This is a genomic window from Nocardia sp. NPDC023852 (assembly GCF_040639505.1).
Taxonomy (GTDB): domain Bacteria; phylum Actinomycetota; class Actinomycetes; order Mycobacteriales; family Mycobacteriaceae; genus Nocardia.
In genome coordinates this window covers 38,177-60,675 of sequence record NZ_JBFAAB010000031.1, presented here as the reverse complement: position 1 = coordinate 60,675, position 22,499 = coordinate 38,177, and the positions used below count along the sequence as shown (strand labels likewise).

General features: G+C 68.6%; 18 protein-coding genes and 1 pseudogene. 11 read left to right on the top strand and 8 right to left on the bottom strand.

The window, feature by feature from the left end; all coding sequences use genetic code 11:
* Both AB0H00_RS28295 and AB0H00_RS28290 read right to left on the bottom strand, forming a co-directional pair.
* A pseudogene (locus AB0H00_RS28295) lies at positions 1-1,776 on the bottom strand (DNA-directed RNA polymerase subunit beta); the annotation flags it as partial.
* A gap of 561 nt (positions 1,777-2,337) precedes the next feature.
* The gene (locus AB0H00_RS28290) at positions 2,338-3,258 is read right to left on the bottom strand and encodes a hypothetical protein (protein ID WP_357272205.1); all 921 of its coding nucleotides are present in this window, start codon (positions 3,256-3,258) and stop codon (positions 2,338-2,340) included.
* A 106-nt stretch (positions 3,259-3,364) separates the two neighbouring features.
* Here AB0H00_RS28290 and AB0H00_RS28285 point away from each other — a divergent pair, with 106 nt between their 5' ends.
* Genes AB0H00_RS28285 through AB0H00_RS28270 form a run of 4 tightly spaced genes read left to right on the top strand, consistent with a single transcriptional unit; the run spans position 3,365 to position 6,681 of the window.
* Positions 3,365-4,090: an alpha/beta hydrolase gene (locus tag AB0H00_RS28285; protein ID WP_357272203.1), complete on the top strand. Its 726-nt coding sequence runs from the start codon at positions 3,365-3,367 to the stop codon at positions 4,088-4,090.
* A gap of 38 nt (positions 4,091-4,128) precedes the next feature.
* Positions 4,129-4,563: a hypothetical protein gene (locus AB0H00_RS28280; protein ID WP_357272200.1), complete on the top strand. Its 435-nt coding sequence runs from the start codon at positions 4,129-4,131 to the stop codon at positions 4,561-4,563.
* Positions 4,556-5,833 (top strand): hypothetical protein, encoded by a 1,278-nt coding sequence (locus AB0H00_RS28275; RefSeq protein ID WP_357272199.1) that lies wholly within the window; start codon positions 4,556-4,558, stop codon positions 5,831-5,833. Before AB0H00_RS28280 ends, AB0H00_RS28275 begins: the two co-directional genes overlap by 8 nt.
* The gene (locus AB0H00_RS28270; RefSeq protein WP_357272197.1) at positions 5,815-6,681 is read left to right on the top strand and encodes an ESX secretion-associated protein EspG; all 867 of its coding nucleotides are present in this window, start codon (positions 5,815-5,817) and stop codon (positions 6,679-6,681) included. Before AB0H00_RS28275 ends, AB0H00_RS28270 begins: the two co-directional genes overlap by 19 nt.
* A 104-nt stretch (positions 6,682-6,785) precedes the next feature.
* Here the strand turns inward: AB0H00_RS28270 and AB0H00_RS28265 are convergent, their stop codons facing one another.
* On the bottom strand, positions 6,786-7,409 hold the full coding sequence (locus AB0H00_RS28265; protein WP_357272195.1) for a phosphoribosyltransferase family protein: 624 nt from the start codon (positions 7,407-7,409) through the stop codon (positions 6,786-6,788).
* Between the two features lie 11 nt (positions 7,410-7,420).
* Positions 7,421-8,275, bottom strand: coding sequence for a carbon-nitrogen hydrolase family protein (locus tag AB0H00_RS28260; protein WP_357272193.1), 855 nt, complete (start codon positions 8,273-8,275; stop codon positions 7,421-7,423).
* Positions 8,276-8,337: 62 nt separating this feature from the next.
* Between AB0H00_RS28260 and AB0H00_RS28255 the strand changes: the two genes are divergently transcribed.
* Together AB0H00_RS28255 and AB0H00_RS28250 are read left to right on the top strand one after the other, a co-directional pair.
* Positions 8,338-10,128, top strand: coding sequence for a DEAD/DEAH box helicase (locus AB0H00_RS28255; protein WP_357272191.1), 1,791 nt, complete (start codon positions 8,338-8,340; stop codon positions 10,126-10,128).
* A 110-nt stretch (positions 10,129-10,238) separates the two neighbouring features.
* Positions 10,239-13,604, top strand: coding sequence for an AAA domain-containing protein (locus tag AB0H00_RS28250; protein WP_357272189.1), 3,366 nt, complete (start codon positions 10,239-10,241; stop codon positions 13,602-13,604).
* A 6-nt stretch (positions 13,605-13,610) separates the two neighbouring features.
* Here the strand turns inward: AB0H00_RS28250 and AB0H00_RS28245 are convergent, their stop codons facing one another.
* Together AB0H00_RS28245 and AB0H00_RS28240 are read right to left on the bottom strand one after the other, a co-directional pair.
* On the bottom strand, positions 13,611-14,789 hold the full coding sequence (locus tag AB0H00_RS28245; RefSeq protein WP_357272187.1) for an amino acid deaminase/aldolase: 1,179 nt from the start codon (positions 14,787-14,789) through the stop codon (positions 13,611-13,613).
* A gap of 43 nt (positions 14,790-14,832) precedes the next feature.
* The gene (locus tag AB0H00_RS28240; RefSeq protein ID WP_357272184.1) at positions 14,833-15,315 is read right to left on the bottom strand and encodes a TetR family transcriptional regulator; all 483 of its coding nucleotides are present in this window, start codon (positions 15,313-15,315) and stop codon (positions 14,833-14,835) included.
* Positions 15,316-15,724: 409 nt separating this feature from the next.
* Between AB0H00_RS28240 and AB0H00_RS28235 the strand changes: the two genes are divergently transcribed.
* Entirely contained in the window at positions 15,725-16,471 is a 747-nt protein-coding gene (locus AB0H00_RS28235) for a tyrosine-protein phosphatase (RefSeq protein ID WP_357272182.1), read from the top strand.
* A 7-nt stretch (positions 16,472-16,478) separates the two neighbouring features.
* On the opposite strand, the gene AB0H00_RS28230 is transcribed toward AB0H00_RS28235, so the two are convergent.
* Together AB0H00_RS28230 and AB0H00_RS28225 are read right to left on the bottom strand one after the other, a co-directional pair.
* Positions 16,479-17,735 (bottom strand): long-chain fatty acid--CoA ligase, encoded by a 1,257-nt coding sequence (locus tag AB0H00_RS28230; protein WP_357272180.1) that lies wholly within the window; start codon positions 17,733-17,735, stop codon positions 16,479-16,481.
* Positions 17,736-17,827: 92 nt separating this feature from the next.
* Positions 17,828-18,622, bottom strand: a complete 795-nt coding sequence (locus AB0H00_RS28225; RefSeq protein ID WP_357272178.1) for an enoyl-CoA hydratase/isomerase family protein — start codon at positions 18,620-18,622, stop codon at positions 17,828-17,830.
* 174 nt (positions 18,623-18,796) lie between these two features.
* On the opposite strand from AB0H00_RS28225, the gene AB0H00_RS28220 reads away from it, so the two are divergent.
* The 4 genes from AB0H00_RS28220 (at position 18,797) to AB0H00_RS28205 (ending at position 22,429) form a co-directional block, all read left to right on the top strand.
* Positions 18,797-19,822 carry a glutathione S-transferase C-terminal domain-containing protein gene (locus AB0H00_RS28220; protein WP_357272176.1) on the top strand — a complete coding sequence of 342 codons (1,026 nt, stop codon included), beginning with the start codon at positions 18,797-18,799 and terminating at the stop codon, positions 19,820-19,822.
* A 98-nt stretch (positions 19,823-19,920) separates the two neighbouring features.
* Positions 19,921-20,652 carry a hypothetical protein gene (locus tag AB0H00_RS28215; protein WP_357272174.1) on the top strand — a complete coding sequence of 244 codons (732 nt, stop codon included), beginning with the start codon at positions 19,921-19,923 and terminating at the stop codon, positions 20,650-20,652.
* Entirely contained in the window at positions 20,649-21,650 is a 1,002-nt protein-coding gene (locus AB0H00_RS28210; protein WP_357272172.1) for an ATP-binding cassette domain-containing protein, read from the top strand. The genes AB0H00_RS28215 and AB0H00_RS28210 overlap by 4 nt, the downstream gene beginning before the upstream one ends.
* Positions 21,647-22,429 (top strand): ABC transporter permease, encoded by a 783-nt coding sequence (locus tag AB0H00_RS28205; protein WP_357272169.1) that lies wholly within the window; start codon positions 21,647-21,649, stop codon positions 22,427-22,429. Before AB0H00_RS28210 ends, AB0H00_RS28205 begins: the two co-directional genes overlap by 4 nt.
* Positions 22,430-22,499 lie beyond the last annotated feature (70 nt).

The window sequence follows — 22,499 nt, the reverse complement described above, 5'->3', positions numbered from 1 at the left end:
CAGAGCACGGTTGGCATCGTCATGCTCGAGAAACGGAATCATCGCCGTCGCCACCGACACCATCTGACGCGGCGACACATCCATATAGTCGACCTGGCCGGAATCAACGAGCTCGACCTCGGAATTCCTGCGACGCACCACGATTCGGGCATCAACGAAGCGCCCCTCGGCATCGAGCGGCTCATTCGCCTGTGCCACAACATGCCGGTCTTCCTGGTCGGCGGACAGGTAGTCGACCTCGTCGGTCACCTTGCCGTCGATCACTTTTCGGTACGGGGTCTCGATGAAGCCGAACGGGTTGACCCGCGCGTACACCGACAGATAACCCATCAGCCCGATGTTCGGGCCTTCCGGGGTCTCGATCGGACACATCCGGCCGTAATGGCTGTAATGCACATCACGGACCTCGAGACCAGCGCGTTCCCGACTCAGGCCACCCGGACCGAGCGCCGACAGGCGACGTTTGTTGGTCAGACTCGCGAGCGGGTTCCGCTCGTCCATGAACTGCGACAGCTGCGAGGTTCCGAAGAACTCCTTGATCCCCGCGACGACGGGACGGATATTCATCAGCGTCTGCGGCGTGATCGCCTCGACATCCTGAGTGGTCATCCGCTCGCGGACCACGCGCTCCATCCGCGACAGCCCCACCCTCATCTGGTTCTGGATCAACTCACCGACGGTGCGCACCCGACGATTACCGAAATGGTCGATGTCATCGACCTCGACCGGTACCTCGATGCCACCGGGCGCGGTCATCGCCGAATCACCCGCGTGCAGATGCAGCAGGTATTCGATGATCGTGACGATGTCTTCCTCGGTGAGCACCCGTGAACCGATGACTTCGCCGGTGTGGATACCGAGTTTCTTGTCGATCTTGTAGCGACCGACGCGCGCCAAGTCGTAGCGCTTCTCCTTGAAGAACAGGTTCTCCAGCAAGGTCTGCGCGGACTCCTTCGTCGGCGGCTCACCCGGGCGCAGCTTGCGATGGATATCGAGCAGCGCCTCATCGGTGCCCGGCGTGTTGTCCTTCGCCAGGGACGTCATCATGATCTCGGAGAAACCGAACCGTGCGGCGATCTGCGCACTGGTCCAGCCGAGCGCCTTGAGCAGGACTGTCACGGGTTGACGGCGTTTGCGGTCGATGCGAACACCGACGGTGTCGCGCTTGTCGATGTCGAATTCCAGCCACGCACCACGCGACGGGATGACGCGCACACCGTGTAGATCCTTATCCGTGACCTTGTCGACGGTGTGATCGAAGTAAACACCCGGCGAGCGCACCAACTGCGAGACAATGACGCGCTCGGTGCCGTTGATGATGAACGTGCCCTTGTCGGTCATCATCGGGAAATCTCCCATGAAGACCGTCTGACTCTTGATCTCACCGGTGTTGTTGTTCATGAACTCAGCGGTGACGAACAGCGGCGCCGCGTAGGTCATATCCTTGTCTTTACATTCCTCGATCGAAGCCTTGGCCTCCTCGAAACGGGGCTCGGAGAGCGTCAACGACATCGTTGCGGCGAAGTCCTCGATCGGGCTGAGTTCCTCGAGCACCTCCTCCAATCCGCCCGTACGTGAGTCGCCGCGCGCCGCTGCCCGTTCACGCCAGGCGGGCGCACCGATCAACCATTCGAACGATTCTGTCTGAACGTCCAACAACCCCGGAATATCGAGGGGCTCACGGAGTTTGGCGAACGAGACCCGCTTCGGCGCCCCGGAGATTCTGGTATCGGCGGGTATTCCGGCATTGACCTTGGTCTGACTCGAGACTGCCAAGATGCGTCCTTCCAGCACCTCGCGCCGCCCACGCGTTCGCGCGGCCGTCACGGTATCTGCTTGTCCTGTGGGCTGTATTTCACATTGCGCACGGTGCCGGACGCTGCCCGAACATGACTCGACAACAACCTGTAGAAAATGGCACGCCGACAGTGCCACTTTCTACAGTCATTTCGTATTTCGAGAGTTGGACAGCACGCGCCCCAGCGCGGAGTCCTAAATTACACCCGAACTCAACAGATGTCGAGGGTGGAGAAAAAAATGGACACCCGATTTCTGGTGTCTTCCCATATTAAGAGTGACATCCCAATATGTCATTCGTCAAGTCTGTTAGCGGTAATCCGCCAACACATTCACACTGGCAGGGAAAAATTCCGGCTCGTACGTAATCCGGCGATTCGGCTTCGACCACCCCATCATCTGTACGCTGGGGATCCGCGCCGGTGCATGTCGCGTATAGCGTTGTCGGTCAGTGGACGTTCGATCCACTGGGGTATCAGCACACAAAATATGACCTCTGCGCCGTCGGTGCGAGTGACGACGAGGTGGGCGGTTCATCGATCAGCGGGACAGGCGGATGCGCAGGAGAGCGCCACTTTCAGTGCCCGCGAGCAATTCGTCCGGGTGTCCGGGTACGGCGACGACCGCGGTCATCGGCTGGCCGCTGAGGACCACGCACGCGGCACCGCTCGTCGGATCGACACGGACAAGTTGGCCCGCGAGAGTCGTCACGTAGAGGATGCCGTCCGGGTCGACCAGGAGATCGTCGGCGAAATCCGGCAGACCGGGCAACGGCGAGGACAGATCGGCGACAGTGCTGCGATCGGCGGGCGCGGCGATCGGGACGCGGACGATCCGGCCGAGCGGGCCGCCGTTGGTGGTCACGTACAGAACGCCGTCGTACTCGGCAACGCCGTTGGCGGCGAGCCCGGCCACCGGCTCGCCCCACGCGATGTCGACATCGGCGTCGGAACGGACCCGGACCACGCCGGACATGGTCGCGACGTAGAGGTTGCCGCTCGGGTCGAACGCGGCGCCGTTCGGCATGGTGAACCCGGCGACGAACACCTCGGGTGTCGGCACGGCGTCCGAGGGGTCGAAGCGGACTACACCGCCGGGCCGGACAACGCTGGTCGGCGTGTCGCCGTAGACGACGTAGAGCAGTCCGTCCGGACCCAGCCGGACCGCTCCTGGAAATTCGACCGGGACGGTCGCGGTAAGCGTGCCCGCCGAGTCGTAGCGTTGAACCTCATTGCGGAAAAGGCGAGAAACCCACAAGTTGCCCTGCGCGTCGTACCCCACGTTCTCCGACCAGTCGAGCAACGGCAGCCCGGCGGGCACCGCGGTCGCGGACGCGGCGGGCGCGCAGGAGGCGATCATCGAGGCGGCTGGGTCGGCGGTGGCGCTCGGCGATGACGTGAAGGTCAGCGCGAGCACGGCGGCGGGTAGGAGCAAGGCGCCTGGACGGCGGGAGGTTCTCAACGGGCACCTCAGCTCGGCGGTAGGGAAGGTCGCCGCGCAGTGTAGCGATCTTCTCCGAGTACATGTGGCGTCCCATGACCAGCGGGATCTTTGGCAAGATCGACGAATGCCATTCTTCGACGGCGCCCGCGGCCGGATGCACTATCGGTGGTGGCCGACCGAAAGCCCGGTGCTCACCGTCGTTCTGCTGCCTGGAATGGGCCAGCACAGCGGCCACTATCACCGTCTCGCCCGCACCCTGCAACCTGCCAACATCCAGATGTGGGCGTTGGACACCTCAGGACACGGGCTGAGCGAGGGCGACGCAGACCGGCCGGGCACCCTCGTCGAGCTGGTAGCCGACGCGCTGCACCTGGTCGAGCTGGCCCGCGCCGCACAGCCGCACACGCCGCTGATCCTGATGGGCCACTCACTCGGCGCGGTCACCGCACTGGGCATGCTCGGCGCCGCGGTGCCGGATTCGACGGAGGCGACACCGGATTCGGCCGTCCTCGAGCGGGCCTACCCGCTGCGGCCTGCCCTGCCCACGAACACGCTAGCGGGGCTGGTGCTGTCCGGCGTGCCGAAGCGCGCACTCGGCGGCGGTACGCCCGGCGCGCCGGGAACGCCGCTGCCACGCCGGCTTCCGGTGTTGGCGGTGCACGGTGTCGAAGATCGGCGCGCGCCGATCGATGCGATCAGGGTCTGGACTAGCCGCCACGAATCGGTACATTTGCGGGAGTACACCGACGCCGGGCACGACCTGCTGCACGAGCCGGTGCACGCGCGGGTGGCTGCTGATATCGCGGACTGGATGCAGGGTGTCGTCGTGGGGTCGGCGCGACATCCGTGAACCGAACACGCTTCGGGTGAGGAAGGGGGAGGGCGCACATGCCATCGAACGAGAACGGGTTCGGCGGAGTGCCACCCGCCGAGATCACGGCGCCCGGTGTCGACGTCGCCGCGCTGAATCGGGCGGTCGACGAGGGGACATTGTGGATCGACGGCCTCCTCGTGGCGGACGGCGCACACGAACGGTGCGCGCGCCGGTACGAGCAGCTCGCCGACCAGGTCGAAGCGCAGATCCGAGTGCTGAACGCGGCGACCTCGCTGCCCGGCTTCGGCGGGTTCGCCTCCGGTGACGCCCTGCGCGCCGGTTTCGAGCGCAAAGCCGACGGCGCGATCGCCCGGCTGCGGGAATACGCCACGGGGGCCAGGGAACTCGCACAGACCTTCCGTGCGGCGGCGGCCGCCTACCAGGGTGCCGACCACGCCCTCGCCGCGGCGGTCGATCGGATCGACGTGACGGGAGACACACATGCGTAAGATGCCGCGCGCCGCCGAGCGGGCCACGCACCGGCGCACCGACCCCGCCTACGCGCCGAACGTCGAAATCTTCGACAACCTCACCCACGCCGAGATCCACGCCGAAGTCCAGCTGCTGAATCCCGCAGTGCTCGCCGGCGGCGAGCAGGCGTGGGCCGATTCCGCCGCCGGCCTGGCGGATGCGATCTTCCAGGCGCACACCGAGATTCGCGCCGCCATCGCCGACGGCTGGCGCGGCGGCGCGGCCGAGAGCGCGGTCGCCGTCGTGCGTGTGTTCGAGCAGAGCGGCCAGGACCTCGCCGATGTGCTCGCGGTGGTCTCGCAGCGCCTTGGTCAGGCGAGCGACGCGGCGGAGGCGCTGCGTGCCGCGGTGTCGGAGCCGTCCGGAGTCACGCCGGATCTTGCCGCGGCCCTCCTGGATCCGACCCAGGCGACCAGCAACATCGACGGACAGAAGGAGGGCGAGCACGCACGCCAGGACGTCGTGCGTGCGATGAACGACATCTATGCGGGAGTGTTCATCCGGACGGGCACCGATGTCCCCGCGTTCCCCGACGAGGCGGACGACGTGGCGCCCGGCGCGCCGGCGGCCGAGGTGACCGGCACCAGCCCGAAAGCACTCGACGGACGGTTTTCATCGCTCCACATGCCCGCACAGGGGACCAAATCGGCGGGCTCGAGCGCGGACGGGGCGCCCACCGACCAGACGCCCGCCGCCGCACCCGCGACAACGACGGCCGGAGCCACTCCCACCGACACCGTCGTCCGGGCCGACACGCCGACGAACGCACCCCGCGTCGCGTCTGTCGCCGCCGAGGCGCCACAGTCGGTGATCCCGGCAGGGACCCGGCTCCGGGCCGCTCCCGCCACGAGCACACCCGCGCCGACGACGACGGCGGCCGCGACTCCAGCGCCGATCGTCGTATCGACCACCCCGGGCACGAGCAACCTGGTTCCGGCGGAGGAGCGCAAACGCGATGAGCGACGCACGGACAACGCGGGCAACGACACGGTCACCGGTCTCGGCGCGGGCGCTGTCGGCGGTCTGATGGGCGGTGCGCTGGCCACCACCGACACCCCAAGACCAGGCTCGAGCGTCGCCGCCAACGCGGTGGGCGCACGAACCGTGCACGTCGACGACGAGGACGACGAGTTCGACCTCGACGACCTCCCGACTTACCTCGAGCCCTCCGACGACGGCGGCGAACTGATCGGGTCGCTCGATCCGACAACACCGCCCGTGCTCGGTGAATGGACCGAGTACGAGTGAACTGGACGCTGACCCCGGACCAGTTCGCGCTGGCCTGGTCGCGCACCGACGGCGATCGGATCCCCTACCCGCTGGCCATCCGCCTGTCCGCGCGGGACACCGGCGAGCGCGCCGCGCAACTACCCGCGCTCAGCGGCTGGTGCGATCGCGTGCTGGACGCGGATCTGGAAGCGGCGCTGCGCATCCTCGCTCAGCCGGACCTGCGCGTCGAGGTGTTCGGTCAGCAGCGAGATCCGGTGCCGATCCCGCACGAACCGGGTCCGCACTGGGATAGTGGTCCACTCGCGCCACCTCCCACACCGGAGGCGGAATGCGGGCAGGCACCCAGCCCGCCGGCGCGGCCGGTCCGGATTCTCGGCGCCGCATGCGGGAACATCGCGGTGGTCGCGGCGCAGCGTCCAGGCCCGACCCCGGACCGCGGCGATGCGGTGCGGTTGTTCGTCGGCAGCCCGAAAAACCTTGCCGCGCGCGTAGTTTCGACGCTGCCGGAGAACACCCCCGGCACTCTCCCACGCCTGACCGCCCCCCGTGCCCAGGTCGAAGAGGACAGCCGCGGCCTGGTCACCGTCCCCGTCGCCGGACCGTCGCCATCGGCCAGAATCCGCAAGCTGCTGAAGCAGCCGCGCGAGGGCATCGGCCAGATCGTCGTCTCCGCCCGCAGCGGTGCGGGCGAGCCCCGCCCGTTCGGCGTACTGTGCTGGATCGACGTGGTCGGAGACGGGCGATACGCGGTCCGCACCGGCGCCGACGTCGACATCGTCGCCGTGACGGCGGAAGGGTTCGCCGCCCACCTGCGCCCCATGGTCACCGCGGCCACGCACACCATCACGTCGTACGCAGAGCGCTGATCCACCGCGGTGTGCTGTCCGGGAAATACCACGACGCGCGGCAAACGCTGACGCTACGTGAGGCCGGCGCAACCGCGAACGCATCGCCGAGAGCTGAGCCCCGCTCAGCACAGCAGCGCGGTGACCTCGTCGTCCGCGAGCTGATGGAAGTCACGGTAGGCGGCGCCGACACCGCCGAGCGAGCGCGGCACCCACGGGCAGACCACCTCGTCGGCCTCGGCGGTGACGCGCTGTAACGCCTCCTCGGAGGAGACCGGGATCGCGGCCACGATCCGCGCGGGCTGGTGCAGACGCGCCACACGGCAGGCGGCCACGACGGTGGCCCCGGTCGCCATCCCGTCATCCACGATCACCACCGTGCGCCCGTCCAGCGGAACCGGTGGCGCGCCGCCACGCAGCACCAGCCTGCGCCGCTCCAGTTCGGCGCGCTCCGCGTTCTCGATCGAGGCCAGTCGCCGGGGCGAGACCGCGGTGTGCGACAGCACATCCGGATTCAGCACCCGCACGCCGTCCTCGCCGACGGCGCCCATCGCCAGCTCCGGCTGCCAGGGCACTCCGAGCTTGCGGACCAAGAGGATGTCGAGATCACCGCCGATCACCTCACGCACCGCGGCGGCCACCGGGACGCCGCCGCGCGGCAGACCGAGCACCAGCGGGTTCGACGTCCGCAGGTGTTCCAGAAGCGCACCGAGCGTGCGACCGGCCGATGCCCGATCGGAGTAGACCATCCACCCGGACGCTACTCCGGTCCGCGCTCGTTGATCGCGAATCGGCGCAAGGCGAGGCTGGGGTTGACGGTGCGGACCTTGCCCAGATACGCGAGGTCGATTCCGGCGGTAAGGACGCCCGGCTCATCGCCGAGTTCGGTGAGCACCACGCCGGTCGGGTCGACGATCATCGAGGCACCCGCGCCGCGCGGCACGGCCTGATCGGCGGCGGCCACATACACGGTGTTCTCGATGGCGCGCGCCCGCACCAGCGTGGTCCATTGGTCGATCTTGGCCGGGCCGGGAATCCACTGCGCCGGCAGCAGCAGCACGTGCGCACCCGCCGCCGCGATCCGCCGAACGCCTTCGGGGAAGCGCAGATCGAAGCATGTCTGCATGCCGAATGTCACATCTGCGACGGTGAAGGTGACCGGCGTCTCGATCGCGCCGGGCTCGACCACGTCGGATTCGAGGTGTCCGAAGGCGTCATAGAGGTGCACTTTTCGATAGCGCGCGACGAGGGTTCCGTCGGGTCCGAGCACCACGAGTGTGTTGCGGATCCGATCGCCGCCGGGAGCGACCTCCTCCACCATTCCGGCGACCAGGAACACCCCGGAATCGCGCGCGATGCCGCCGAGGCCGGTGACGAACGGCCCGGTCAGCGGTTCGGCGATGGCAACGACGCGCTCGTCCAGCCGGGTGACGGCATACATCGAGTACTCCGGCGCGACGACCACCCGCGCGCCGCGGTCGCGGGCCGTTCGCACGTGCTCGCGCAGTGCGGCGAGGTTGGCTGATGGATCGGTCGACGGGGCGAACTGGACGACCGCCACGTCCAGCTGATTCGGCGTCGGGTCCCGATGTCCGCGCGAGTTGTCCAGTCGCATAGGTCTCACCGTATTGGGGCCCTGGCCTTGGCGACCAGCACGAGGCAGTAAACTCCTGGTCAATGAGTACCAATCAGGTCGACAGCGTTCCTGGCGACAACGACAGGGACACCGACGGCCCGTCTTTCGCCGATCTCGGTATCGATGACCGCATCCTCGCGGCCATCGCCGATGTCGGTTACGAGTCGCCCTCGCCGATCCAGGCCGCGACGATTCCCCCATTGCTCTCCGGCGCGGACGTCGTCGGTCTCGCGCAGACCGGTACCGGTAAGACCGCCGCCTTCGCCATTCCGATCCTGATGGGCCTGGAAGTCGTCGGCAGGCATCCTCGCGCCCTCGTGCTGGCCCCGACCCGCGAGCTCGCGATCCAGGTCGCCGAGGCATTCGGCCGCTACGCCGCGCACATTCCAGGCCTGCACGTACTGCCGATCTACGGCGGCCAGAGCTACGGCGTCCAGCTGTCCGGCCTGCGCCGCGGCGCGCACGTCGTGGTCGGCACGCCAGGCCGCGTGATCGATCATCTGGAGAAGGGCACGCTCGACCTGTCGCAGCTGCAGTACCTGGTGCTCGACGAGGCCGACGAGATGCTGAAGATGGGCTTCCAGGAGGATGTCGAGCGCATCCTCGCGGACACGCCGTCGGACAAGCAGGTGGCACTGTTCTCCGCGACCATGCCCGCCGCGATCCGCAAGATCTCCAAGCAGTATCTGCACGACCCGGTCGAGATCACGGTCAAGTCGAAGACCTCGACGGCGACCAATATCACGCAGCGCTGGGTGCAGGTCTCGCATCAGCGCAAGCTGGACGCGCTCACCCGGATCCTCGAGGTCGAATCGTTCGAGGCGATGATCATCTTCGTTCGAACCAAGCAGGCCACCGAGGAGCTGGCCGAAAAACTGCGCGCCAGGGGCTTTTCCGCCGCCGCGATCAACGGAGACATCGCGCAGAACCAGCGCGAGCGCACCATCGGCCAGCTCAAGTCCGGTGCGCTGGATATCCTCGTCGCTACCGACGTCGCCGCACGCGGGCTGGACGTGGACCGCATCTCACACGTGGTCAACTACGACATCCCGCACGACACCGAGTCCTACGTGCACCGCATCGGCCGCACCGGGCGGGCCGGGCGCAGCGGCGAGGCATTGCTGTTCGTCGCACCGCGCGAGCGGCACCTACTCAAGTCGATCGAGCGGGCCACCAGGCACCCGCTGACCGAAATGCAGCTGCCCAGTGTGGAAGACGTCAACGCACAGCGCGTCACCAAGTTCGGTGACACCATCACCGAGAATCTCGCCTCGGCGAATCTGCCGCTGTTCCGCAAGCTCATCGAGGACTACGAGCGCGAGCACAACATCCCGCTGGCCGACATCGCGGCGGCGCTGGCCATCGGCTCCTACGACGGTGACAACTTCTTCATGGAACCCGAGCCCGAGCCGGTAGAGCGTCCGCAGCGCGACCGGGCTCCGCGCGAGCGGCCCGCACGGCATTTCGAGGACGACCGACCGGGCGGCGGTGTACACAGCGCCAGCGGAACAGAGCTGGCGACCTACCGGATCAGCGTCGGCAAGCGGCATCGCGTCGTGCCCGGCGCGATCGTCGGCGCCATCGCCAACGAGGGCGGCCTGCGCCGCAGCGACTTCGGGCATATCAGCATCCGCCCCGACCACAGCCTGGTAGAGCTGCCCGCGCAGTTGCCGGCCGAAACGCTGGAAGCATTGCGGCGCACCAGGATCGGTGGCGTGTTGATCCAGCTGCAGCTCGACCAGGGTCCGCCGCAGCAACGCTCGTTCACCCGCGGTCCGCGCCGGGAGCGCGACGGCGCAAAGCGAACGGAGCGGCGTAAGCCACGCTCCTGAACCGGGGAGGGTACGCCGAGGTCAGACGCGCTAGCTACAGTGTTGCCGTCGGTGCGCAATGAGGCGCACACCGGCAGCGGGTGTCCCGCGAAGACACAGGAGGGCCGCGGTTGTTCCTGTTCGGTGATCGTGTCGTCTGCACCGCCGTCGATCTCGTGCGCGCGGCGCGTTGCGAATTCGCACTGCTACGCGCCCTCGACACCGAACTGGGCACCATCCAGGCCGAATCCGAGGGCGCCGAACGGGCGCCCGAGCCGCCGAACATATTCGACGATCCCCTGGAACGCCGCCTCGCCGACTACCGCGCGCGGTTCGCCGGCACGATGGTGGAGATCGACCGTCCACCCGACCACCCCGGCGAACCCGCCGAGCGGATCGATGCGCTGACGGCCGCGCACGCTCAGACCCTCGGGGCGCTGCGCGCGGGCGTGCCCGTGATCCACGGCGCGACCTTCTTCGACGGCCGATTCGACTACTCCTGCGACTTCCTCGTCCGCGCGGACCATCGGGTCCGCTACACCGTGCACGGCACCGCGCCCACCGGGACGGACCGGGTCGGCGCCGCGGTGGAACTCGCCGCGTGCGCCGACGCCCTCGACCGCTCCGGCGCGCTGGGCGCGCCGCTGATCCGGCTGCACCTTGCCGAGGGGAGCAGCGCCCACACGTTGAGCGAGCTGCTTCCCGTATATCGCGCGCGCAGGCGCCGGGTAGAACGCATTCTGGGCGAGAAGCTCAGTGAGCTACTACCGGTGCAGTGGGGCGACCCTCGCTATCTCGCCTGTGGCCGCTGCCGGACCTGCACCGCCGCCCTCTCCGCCGCGCGCGACCTGCTGCTCGTGGCGGGCATGCCGTCGGCGACGCGCACCCGTCTGCGCGAAGCAGGCGTGAGCACCATCGATCGGCTGGTCGCCGGCGATCTCTCGGTGCCAGGCGTGCCGCCGCGCACTTTGTCCGCCCTGCGCCGCCAGGCGGAAATCCAACTGCGGCATGAGTTCTCGGGCCGGCCGACGCACAGCCTGGTGGACCCGATCGCGCTCGGCGCGCTGCCGCCGCCGTCCCCCGGCGATCTCTCGCTCACCATCGAGGGCGGCGGGCGACTTCCGCTCACCGTGGAGGTGGGCGGGCCGGGCACCGTGCACCTGTCGTTCCGCGGCCCGTTCGGTGCGGCGGGCGGGCCGGACAGCGAGACAGCCGGACAGCGCGGCGCGATCGAGCAGGTGCTCGACTATCTCGTGCGGCGGCGGCGGATGTATCCGGACCTGCACGTGTACCACTACACCTCGGCGGTGCGTACAGCACTGCTGCGCTGCACCGGGCGGCACGGCGTCGGTGAGGAGATCGTGGATGAGCTGCTGTGCGACGGCGTCTTCGTCGACCTGTACCCGATCGTCCGCAACGCCATGATCATCGGCGAGCGGTCCTACCGGCTGAGCAGACTGCGGCGGCTACTCGCCGGTGTGGCGCATTCGCCCGCCGCCGAACGTGATTGCCTGACCGTACTTCGGCTGCGGGACTGGTTACTGGACCGCGCCGCCGAGCAGCGCATCGACCCGCAGGCGGTGACGCTGGAGCAGGCCAGCTCGTGGTGCACGGTCGCAGGCCCCGGCGAGTCGGAGTCCGTGCCCCCGTCCCGTCCGTCGTCTCTGGAGGCCGCGCTCGCGGAGTATGCCGCAGGCTTCGGCGATCCGCTGCACACCTCCACCATGATGGCCGCGGCGCTCGGCTACCACCGGCGCGAACGGCAGCCGCTGTGGTGGGCGCACGCCGACCGGCTCAGCCATCCCGTGGACGAATGGGCCGACGCGCCTGGCGTTCTGGTCGCCGACTGGGGCACGGTCGACACCAAGTGGCATCGCCGCCCGGACCGGCCGACAATGCGGCGGTATCTGACGCTGACCGGCCGGATCGCAAGGAGCTGGAGCGGCGCGGCAGGGCCGAGCGCGCTGACTCCCGGCACCGCCGTCTACACCTTCTACGATCGGCCGGTCGCCGCGGGCATGGTCACTGCCGTCGGTCGGCGCGCCACCGCGACCGCGACGGTGCTCGGCTGCTCGGTGGACGCCGAGTTCGACGACACCGTCCGATTGGAGGAACTGCTGCCCGACGGCTGCGAACCTTACGACGAGCTGCCGACCGCGATCGCGCCCGGCCTGCCGGCTTGGGATGAGAACGCCGAGATGGCGGTCGAATTCGCTGCTCAGCAGTTGCTCATGACGTTGCCGGACGCGCCGCGAGAGGCGATCTTCGACATTCTCGTACGTCGCCCGCCCCGGCTGCGCGGGGACACCGGGCTGCCCGCGGTGCACGGCGACTACGCCGCGGCTATCACCGCCGCCGTACGCGAGCTCGACCGTTCCTATCTCGCGGTACAGGGACCGTCCGGCACCGGCAAGACTTCGACCGCTGCCCGGGTGCTGGAGCACCTGGTCACCCGCCACAAATGGCGGATCGGCATTGTCGCGCAGGCACATTCGACTGTGGAGAATCTGCTCGACGCGATCGTGCGGATCGGCGTACTCCCGGAGCTGGTCGCCAAGAAGGATGTCGCGACGGTCGCCCCGGAGTGGGCCGTGATCGACGCCGATCGCTATCCGCGCTTCCTGGACAACGCGATCAGCGGCTGTGTTCTCGGCGGCATCCCGGCCGATTTCGCGAACGCGGACGTGGTGCCGCGCGCGAGCCTCGACCTGCTCGTGGTCGCCGACGCGGGCCGCCTGTCGTTGGCCGACACCGTGGCCGTCGCGGTAAGCGCGCGAAATCTGCTGCTGCTCGGCGATCCCATGCCATCGGCAGCCCGCAGCGCCCATCCGGCCCCGGTCGGCGAATCGGTGCTGGGCTGGTTGGCCGAGGGCCGCCAGACCTTGCCCGCACAGCGCGGCTACTTTCTGGACCGGACCTGGCGGATGCATCCTGCGCTGTGCGAGCCGCTCTCCCGGCTGTACTACGACGGCCGCCTGCGGGCCAACGAAACCGTCACGCTCGCGCGGCAGCTCGACGGCGAGGAACCCGGCGTGTGCACCGTCCTGGTGGACCATCACGGCAACTCCACCGAATCGGTGGCCGAGGCCCGCGAGGTGGTGCGCCGGGTCCGCACGCTGCTGGGCATGTCGTGGACGATCGGTGCGACGACCCGACGATTGCACCCGCACGACATCTTCGTGGTGGCTCCGTACGCCGCGCAGGTCGGGCGGATAAAGACCATGCTGGCCCGCGCGAAGATCGAGGACGTGCTGGTGGGGACGCCGGACCGGTTCCGAGGCAGGGAAGCGGCCGTGGTGCTGCTCTCGATGACCACGTCCAGCCCTGCCGACGCCCCTTACGGCATGCCGTTCCTGTTGGCACGCAATCTGCTCCACGCCGCGCTGTGCCGCGCGATGTGGAAGGCGATCATCATTCGCTCGCCATTGCTCACCGAATACCTGCCCGCCGCACCCGACGACCTGGCCGACCTGGCCGGGTTCTTGCGGCTGGGCTGAGCTGGGTCAGCCGAAGCAGGCGCCCTCGCCGCGGTAGGTCGGCACGGAGCTGCGGGAGCCGTCGGCCTCCACCAGGTGCACGGTGTCGAACCGTTCGCAGAGTTCACCGGCCTTGGCGTGCCGAAACCACACCCGATCGCCGATGCGCAGCTCCGCGGCCCCCGACAGCGGGGTCTGCACCTCGCCCGCGCCCTCGGTGCCGAGCAGCTTCACTCTGCTGGGCCACACCGGTTTCGGCACCCGCGACGGTCCGGTCGGGCCGGAGGCTGGGTAGCCGCCCGCGAAGACGGTGGCTATGGTCGGCGTCGGTCGCCGTAACACAGAGGTGGCGAAATACAGTGCGGGCCTCGGGGTGAACGATCGGTAGTGGTCGAAGAGTGTCGGCACGTACAAGCCGGAACCCGCGGTCACCTCGGTGACGTCCGGGTCGGCGACGCTGACCTCGATCGACCCGGTGCCGCCGCTGTTCACGATCTCCAGCTTGCCGGTCACCGAGCGGACCGCGTCGAGTACCTTCGCGCGGCGCTTGGCGATCTCCGCCGCGGACGCCCGCTTCACCAGGCGCACCGCGACAGTGGTGTCGGGCAGCCCGGCGATCTGCGCCTCATAGGTCATCACGCCGACTACGTCGAACCCGCGGCGCAGCGCCTCGCTCGCCAATGCCACGGCCTGTTCGGGTGTCCGCACCGGGGAGCGGCGCACACCGAGATGGATCGGGCCGATCCGCAACGAGGCATCGACGTCCAGGCAGACCCGTGGGCGCACCCGGTCGGTGCCGACGGCGCCGCGGATCAGGTCGAGTTGGGCGACGTCGTCGATCATCAGCGTGATGGAACGCAGCAGTGTGTCGTCGGCGGCCAGTTCGGCCAGCGCCGCGCGGTCCACACTCGGGTAGCCGAGCAGGATGTCGCGGGCTCCGCGATGTACCAGCCAGATCGCTTCGCGTAGGGAGTAGGACATGATGCCCGCGAAGCCGCCCGCGGCGGTGAGATCTGCGCCGAGCACTTCTTCGAGCACGGTGCGGCAGCGCACGGATTTGCTGGCCACACGCACCGGTATGCCTGCGGCGCGGCGCACCAGATCGGCGGCATTCGCGCGCAGGGCAACCAGGTCCAGGACGGCCAGCGGCGGATCCAGCTCGACGGTGGCCGCGTGCAGGGCCACGATCGGCGACGTTTCGGTCACCAGAAATACTCAACCACCAAACTGGTCAAACGTCCAGCATTTGCTAGATCTCGATGGCCTTTGTAGTCAACACGCTGACCAGATCATCCAGCACCACCAGTATGGTTTCGTCGTTGCCATCGGCCAGCCAGCGCAAAACGGCACCCCGGACCAGCGATACGACGTATGCGGCGATCGCGCCGACCGGTTCGAGCCACTGCGTTCCCGATCGCTCCGCGCACAGCTCGAGGAATGCCGCGACCTCGGTGTCCATCTCCTGATAGGCCGCCGACGCCACCGGGTCCGCGGCGCAGCTTGTCCGCACCCCCCAGCGAGTGCACAACGTCTGCACTGTCGCCTCATATGCCCGGAGGTGCTTGGTCGGAGCGGCCGTGATCAACGGCCAGTACGCGCTGATCCCGGAGTGCAGCAGCACCCGCAGTGCGCGGACCCCGGTGTGATCCAGCGTGGCCGCGGCCTCGTCGACCGCCGCGCAGATGGTCGGCCGCAACCCCGCCTCTGCCACTACTTCTCCACGTGTGCTCAACGACGACTCCCTCGGCGAAAAAATTTCGCGCACCTTCGTCGGCGCGACTCGCTGAACGGGCGGGCCATCTCGGGAACCCCCAGGCTGCCCGGTCCAACGTTCGTCAATGGTAGTGGTTTTTCGGGTTTTGAGAACGGCTTCAATGGGTATTTCAGACTGAAAGAATGTTTTGTTACCCAAACGCGATACCGCCGGGACCCGATAAGGCGCTCCGAAAATCGCGCCATGGCGGTCGATCTCGGCCCCATCTGCCGCACGACAGACCGTATCGCACTCTACGGTACCGGCCTCCGTGCACCCGAATCCTGTGATCGATCCCACACCCGAACCACTCAAATCGGGCACCCGTCGTCAGGCGCTCGATCCGGTACGACGCCTTTTCGTACCGGAAGGCCGATAGCCTGGACCGGTGACTCTCTCGCCGCCCGCCGACCAGTACTTTCTCTCCGGCACGTTCAACTTCCGAGACACCGGCGGACTGCGCACCGTCGACGGCGCGAAGGTCCGCCCCGGCGTGCTGCTGCGTTCGGCTCAGCTGAGCGGCCTCGACGCCGCGGGCCACGCGGCGCTACACGACCTGCGCGTCAGCGACGTGCACGACCTGCGCGGACAGCGTGAGATCGAGCATATCGGCGCGGATCGGCTACCAGAGGACGTCCGGCTGACCGTCACACCGTTCGACTCCAGAATGGCCGAGGCGCCCCCACACGAGGCCACCGCGCAGACCGCGTTCACGTACATGCTCGAGGTCTACCGGATGTTCCCCGCGCTGCCCGAGGCGAACGCCGCGATCCTCGCCATCGCCGAATCCATCGTGCGCGGCGACGGCGCCGTGCTCGTACACTGCGCGGCGGGCAAGGACCGCACCGGCTGGGCGATCGCCACACTTCTGCGCGCGGTCGGCGTCACCGAGGCCGACGTGCTCGCCGACTTCCTCCTCAGCAACGGAGCCATCCCGGCGCTGCGCTCCCTGATGACGACGAAACTGCTCGGCGGTGAAGAGGTGTCGGTGGATCTGCTGGGCGTGCGTGCGGAGTACCTCGACACCGCAAGCGCCGCGATGCGCGACCTGCACGGCAATCCCGACGGTTACCTCGCCGCCGTCGGACTGACGCCCGACCTGCGCGCCCGGCTACGCGCGCGAATGCTCGAGTAAGACCGAATCATTCGGCGAGCGCCGCTCCCCTTCGGACCAAGCCGTCTGCGTCGATGGTCACCTGGTCGCCGGTGTGGAACCAGGTCCCGGTGAACCGCGCCGCAGTGGTGGTCGGATCGTTCCAGTAACGCGGCGTGACATTCGGTCCACGGCACAGCAGCTCACCGCGGCCTGCCGTCGCGCGCGGCCCCCACAGCGCCAATTCCGTACCACCGAACGGGAATCCGAGCACCGCGTCGGCGCCGGAGGGTTCCTCCGCCTGTTCGGCGTCGTCCACGGCGAGCCCGATGCCGCTGGTCTCGGTCGCGCCCCAGACCGACCATTGTCGGGCGGTGGGGAACATGCCACGCAGTTCGGCGGTCAGATCGGCGGGCGTAGCGGCTGCGGCGGCGCGCTCGCCGCGATGACCGGCTTTGCTGATCCGGGCGATGCCCTCGGTACACAACCCCTCGGCGCGCAACTCGGCCAGTTCCGGTAGTAGGCCCGCGAAAATCCGCGGCGTCGCCGAGACCATGTCGATCCTTTCGACCGCGATGGCTTCCGCGAGCGCGCGGGTGTCCCGGGCAAGCACGACGGTGCCGCCGACCGCGAAGGTCGGCAGGAGTTGATCGACACAGCCGCTGGCGTGCGCCAACGGAAGCAGCACCAGGTTGCGCAGGCCGTCGGTCGGCAAATCCAGTGCGGCGACCATCGACCGTACGGCCGAAAGCAGGTTTTCGTTGGTCAGTTCCACGCCCTTGGGGGTGGTGGTTCCGCTGGTGTAGCACAGCAGCGCCAAATCCCCCAGTGCGGCACCGTCATCGATGTACGCCGCCCCGTCGGGCAGTTCGGCCCCCGCGCGCGCCCGCCCGAGCACGAAATCGGCGCGACTGTCGGCGATCACGCGCTCGGCAACTGCCTCAGGCAGACCGTCGTGCACCAGCACCGGCACCGCGCCGCTGAGCAATGCGCCGAGAAAGGCCTGCACCCAGCGCGCACCGGAGGGCATGTGGATGGCGACGCGGTCGCCGTAGCCGATGCCATGCTCTTGCAACCCACCGGCGATCCGCGAGGCAGAGTGCCACAGTTCCCGGTAGGTCAGGCGTGGCCCGCCGACCTCGACAACCGCCTCGCGGGTCGAGAACGCGTGGACCTGAAGATCCAGCAGTTCGGTCAGCGCGGGCGTGAGGTTTCCGTAGCGCAGCACCCCGTCCGCGCCCCGGGCCAGTGGGTTGTCCCAGACATGCGGGCGGGTCAGGGGGTATTCGATGAGCAACTGCGACATTCGTCCTCCGCGTGCCTCGAGTCAGCAGGCACTGCGACTATATGATGCATGTCACAATCTCGCTGGGATAGCGGACGAACGTGTCCGACCTGTCACCGGCCGGAGTAGCCGGCCTTCCCTGGACCCACCTCGAGGAAGCTGCGCACCGCACCCTTCAGGTCGTCGGTGGCGAACAGCGCGCCGGACGCCTCCGGTGTCACCGAATCCGCATGCGCCACACCACCGGAACGCCACGCCTCGATGATCTTCTTGGTCGCGGCGTGCGCCTTTGTCGGGCCATGGGCCAGACGGTGGGTCAATTCCTTCGCCGCCGCATCGACGTCGTCGTGCACGGCATTCACCACGCCCCAGTCCGCCATGGTGGCAGCGTCGTAGAGATCGCCGGTCATCACGAACTCGCGGGCCCGGCCCGAACCCGCGCGCTCGGCGAGGCGCTGCGGGCCGCCCATCGACGGCGTCAGCCCGACCACGGTCTCCACCAGCCCGAACTTTGCCTTCGGCGCGGCGAGCAGGATGTCGCAGGCGAGCGCGATCTCGAAGGCTGCGGTCAGGGTCAAGCCGTGCGCGGCGAACACCACGGGACACGGCAGCGCCTCCAACGGGTGGATGATCTGCGCGAACAACGTGCGCCACAGCTCGGCGCTCTGCTCGATGGTCAGCCCCTCGAACACGTGCACGTCGACGCCGCCGGACACCACCTTGCCTTCGGCGCGCAGCAGCACCGCGCGCGGCGGGCGGACCGACAGCTCGCCGATATCGGCGATCAGCGCGTCCAGCATGGATCGATCGAACAGGTTGAGCGGCGGATGGGCGAGGGTGAGGATCGCCACCTCCGCCCCGCCGTCAGTGATCTCGCGCTCCAGCCGAGTGGCCTTCGTTTCACTCATCCGGTCAGCCTAGGCGTACCTCCGCCTTCGCTCCGGCCATGCGCAGGCTGAGGACGGACTACGTCCGGCAGCGCCCACTAGGGCGTACCTCCGCCTTCGCTCCGGCCATGCGCGGCGGGGGACGGACTACGTCCGACAGCGCCCACCAGGACGTCGATCTGCGAGACTGTCCAGGTGACCAAGTCGGCCAGTGAAAACGGTTCCTACGTCGAGCCGGGCGAGTTCAAGCGGGACACCAACTACATCACCACCAGGATCACGGCCGACGGCCGAGACGGCTACCCGGTGGAGCCGGGCCGCTACCGCCTGGTCGCCGCCCGGGCGTGCCCGTGGGCCAATCGCACGCTGATCGTGCGCCGGCTGCTCGGACTGGAGGACGTACTCTCGCTCGGCTTGTGTGGGCCTACCCACGACAAGCTCAGCTGGACCTTCGATCTGGATCCCGGCGGTGTCGACCCGGTGCTCGGCATCCCCCGGCTGCGTGACGCGTACCTGGCGCGGTTCCCTGACTATCCGCGCGGCATCACAGTGCCTGCGATCGTGGACGTGCCGACCGGCCGAGTCGTCACCAACGACTACGCGCGGATCACCCTCGACTTCTCCACCGAGTGGACCGCCTACCACCGGCCCGGTGCGCCGCAGTTGTACCCCGAGGCGTTGCGCACCGAGATCGATGAGGTGAATCGCGCAGTGTTCCGCGATGTCAACAACGGCGTCTACCGCTGCGGTTTCGCCGGGTCGCAGGACGCCTACGACGACGCATACGACCGACTCTTCGATCGGCTGGACCAGCTCTCGGAACGCCTTGCGGCGCAACGATATCTGGTCGGCGACACGATCACCGAGGCTGATGTTCGGCTGTTCACCACGCTGGTGCGGTTCGACCCGGTGTACCACGGGCACTTCAAGTGCAACCGGTCGAAGCTCGCCGAAATGCCGGTGCTGTGGGCGTACGCGCGTGACCTCTACCAGACCCCCGGTTTCGGCGACACCATCGATTTCGGGCAGATCAAGACGCACTACTACGTGGTGCACCGGGACATCAACCCGACCGGGATCGTCCCGAAGGGGCCCGAGCCGGCGAACTGGCTGACCCCGCACGGCAGGGAAGCCCTCGGCGGCAGGCCGTTCGGAGAGGGGACCCCGCCGCCTCCTCCTCCGTTGGCCGACCGCGTGCCCGCGCTGCACCGTCCGATGTAGTGGAACCGATCCGGCTGGGTAGTTCGTTGTCATGACGAGCTGACGGCCGCGGGTGCCCTACAGTTCACCAAGCAGACGGGAAGAGGAGGATGCCGCCGATGGTCAAAGGCGCGTTCGAGAAGACGGTGGTTCAGCTGCTCGATACCGGGTCCCGCCTGCAGGCACCCGCGGTCGCCAAGTACGTCGACCGAATCCGGCGCTCCCATCCCGACGAAACCCCCGCGCGAATCATCGAGCGGTTGGAGAAGCAGTACCTGCTCGCGGTCACCGGCAGCGGTAGCGCGGTCGGTGCGACAGCCGCGGTGCCCGGTGTCGGCACCGTCGCCGCGATCGCGGCGGTCAGCGCCGAGACCACGTTCTTCATGGAGGCGTCGGCGGTGTTCACCCTCGCGGTGGCGGCGGTGCACGGCATCTCACCGGAGGACCGGGAACAGCGCAGGGCGCTGGTGCTCGCCGTCGTGCTCGGCGAGAGCGGCATGGAGATCGTGCAGAAGAGCGTCGGCACCTCGGCGAAGAACTGGGGCACGGTGTTCGCCAACCGGATTCCCGGCCTGTCGAGCATGAACGATTCGCTGGTGAAGCGGTTCATCGTCCGGTTCATCACCAAACGTGCGGCGCTCATGGCGGGCAAGGTACTGCCCGCGGGTATCGGTGCGCTGATCGGCGGCGCGGGTAACCGCGCGCTGGGCAAGTCCACGATCACCAACGCGCGCAAGGCATTCGGTCCCCCGCCCGTAGTGTGGCCCGCCGACCGGCATCTCGTCGTCGACGCCGATCCACTCACCGCGATCGACCCGGGGCAGCCGAAACCCCCGAAGACGCCGAAATGAGCGGGGCGCGTCCGCTCGCGTTCTCGGTCCAGGCGTTGACGAAGTGGTACGACCTGACACCCGCCGTGGAGAACGTGAGCTTCACCGTGTCATCCGGCACCATAGCGGCGCTGGTCGGTCCTCTAGGCGCGGGCAAGACCACTGTCCTGCGGCTGCTGCTCGGCCTGCTCGCCCCCACCTCCGGGACCGCCTTCGTCGGTGGCCCCTGGTCGGCCCGGCAGGACGCGGCCGGATCCTCCCGCATGGTCGGCGGCGTGCTCACGCCACGCGGTCTGCATCCGGCAAGGACGGCGCGGGACCATCTGTGGAGCTACGCCGCCGCGGCCGATGTCGCGGACGCACGGGTCCCCGAGGTGCTGGAGATCGTCGGGCTGGACGAGGAAGCAAACACCAAGATCAGCGGCCTGTCGGCCGGGCAGCAGACCAGACTCGCGCTGGCGACCGCGTTGCTCCCCGATCCCCCGCTGCTGGTGCTCGACGACCCGATGGACGGACTCGACGCCGCGGAACGCGGTTGGCTGCAGGACTTTCTGCGCGGGCACGCTCGGCAAGGCGGCAGCGCGCTGCTGTCCAGCGAAAGTCTCGCAGCGGTGCTGCCCAGCGCCGACACCGTGATCGTCCTGAAGGAGGGCACGGTGGTGTACCAGGGCAGCCCCGCACGGCTGCGGCGCGGACATCCGGACCGGCTGGTCGTCGCGGCGTCCACACCGATCGCGCTGGCGACCATGCTTGCCGCACAAGGCTTTACCGACGCGGTGATCCGGACGGACGGGCGACTCGCCGTGGCCGAGGCGACGGAAGCACAGATCAGGGCGGCGGCCGCGGCGGCGCAGGTGCGGTTGGACAGCATCGTCCCCGACTCGATCCACCCCGACCGGGTTCTGGCGTCGCTGACCAAATCCACCGCCGCACCCGCGCCGCAGTACCCGGGCCTCGCCGGGCCCGCCGGTATCGGCACTCAGCAACCGTCGCCGATGCCTTACGGAATCCCACGATGATCCCCCTCCTCCCTGCGGACCTGGTGCCGACCGTCAACTCCGAGGTCCGCAAGGTCCTCACACTGCCGCCGGGCCGGGTGGTCGTCGGCGTGATCCTCGCGATTGCGCTGATCGCGGGCATCGTGTCCGCGAGCCTTGCCGGACCTGCGGCCCCGAAGGGCGAGCCCGCCACCGGGGCCGCGACGATCGGGCTCTACGTGGGTCTCGCGGTGGTCGTGCTGGCGGGCGCGATCTTCGGCGCGGTGAGCAGCGGCACGGAGTACCGGCACCACACCATGGCGGTGACCACGCTGTTCGCCGCCGACCGCGACCGGCTCGCCGCCGCCAAGTTCCTGGTCACCGGATGCGTCGCGCTGGCGACCGCGTTCGCGGTCGAGCTGGTCGCCCTCGCCGGTCTGCTCGTCTTCGGCCGGGGCAAGTTCGGTTTCACCGCCGAGTTGTTCGCCGCGCTCGGCGGCGGGCTGCTTGCCGCGGTCTGCTGGTCGCTGATCGGGGCGAGTGTCGGCCTCTTGCTGCGGTCGTCGGCCGCCGCGGTCGGGCTGCTGCTGGGCTGGATCGCCGTCGCGGAACCACTGTTGTGGCTGATCGCGCGCGGCATCGGTATGGCCGGCGGCGTGACCCTGCTGCCGCTTTCCGCCACCGTCAGCACCGTGGCCGTCGGCTCCTACCCCGACAGTGATTTCCTCGCCCCCGCCCCGGCCGCCGTCGTGGTCCTGCTGCTGTGGACCCTCAGCTTCGGCGCCGCGACCTGGTGGAGCTTGCGCACTCGCGATCTCTGACTCGAAGGTCTGAAGGGTCTGAAGGGTCTTCGGGAGCAACGACGTGTCGGCGGGTGGCGGTACCGTCGCT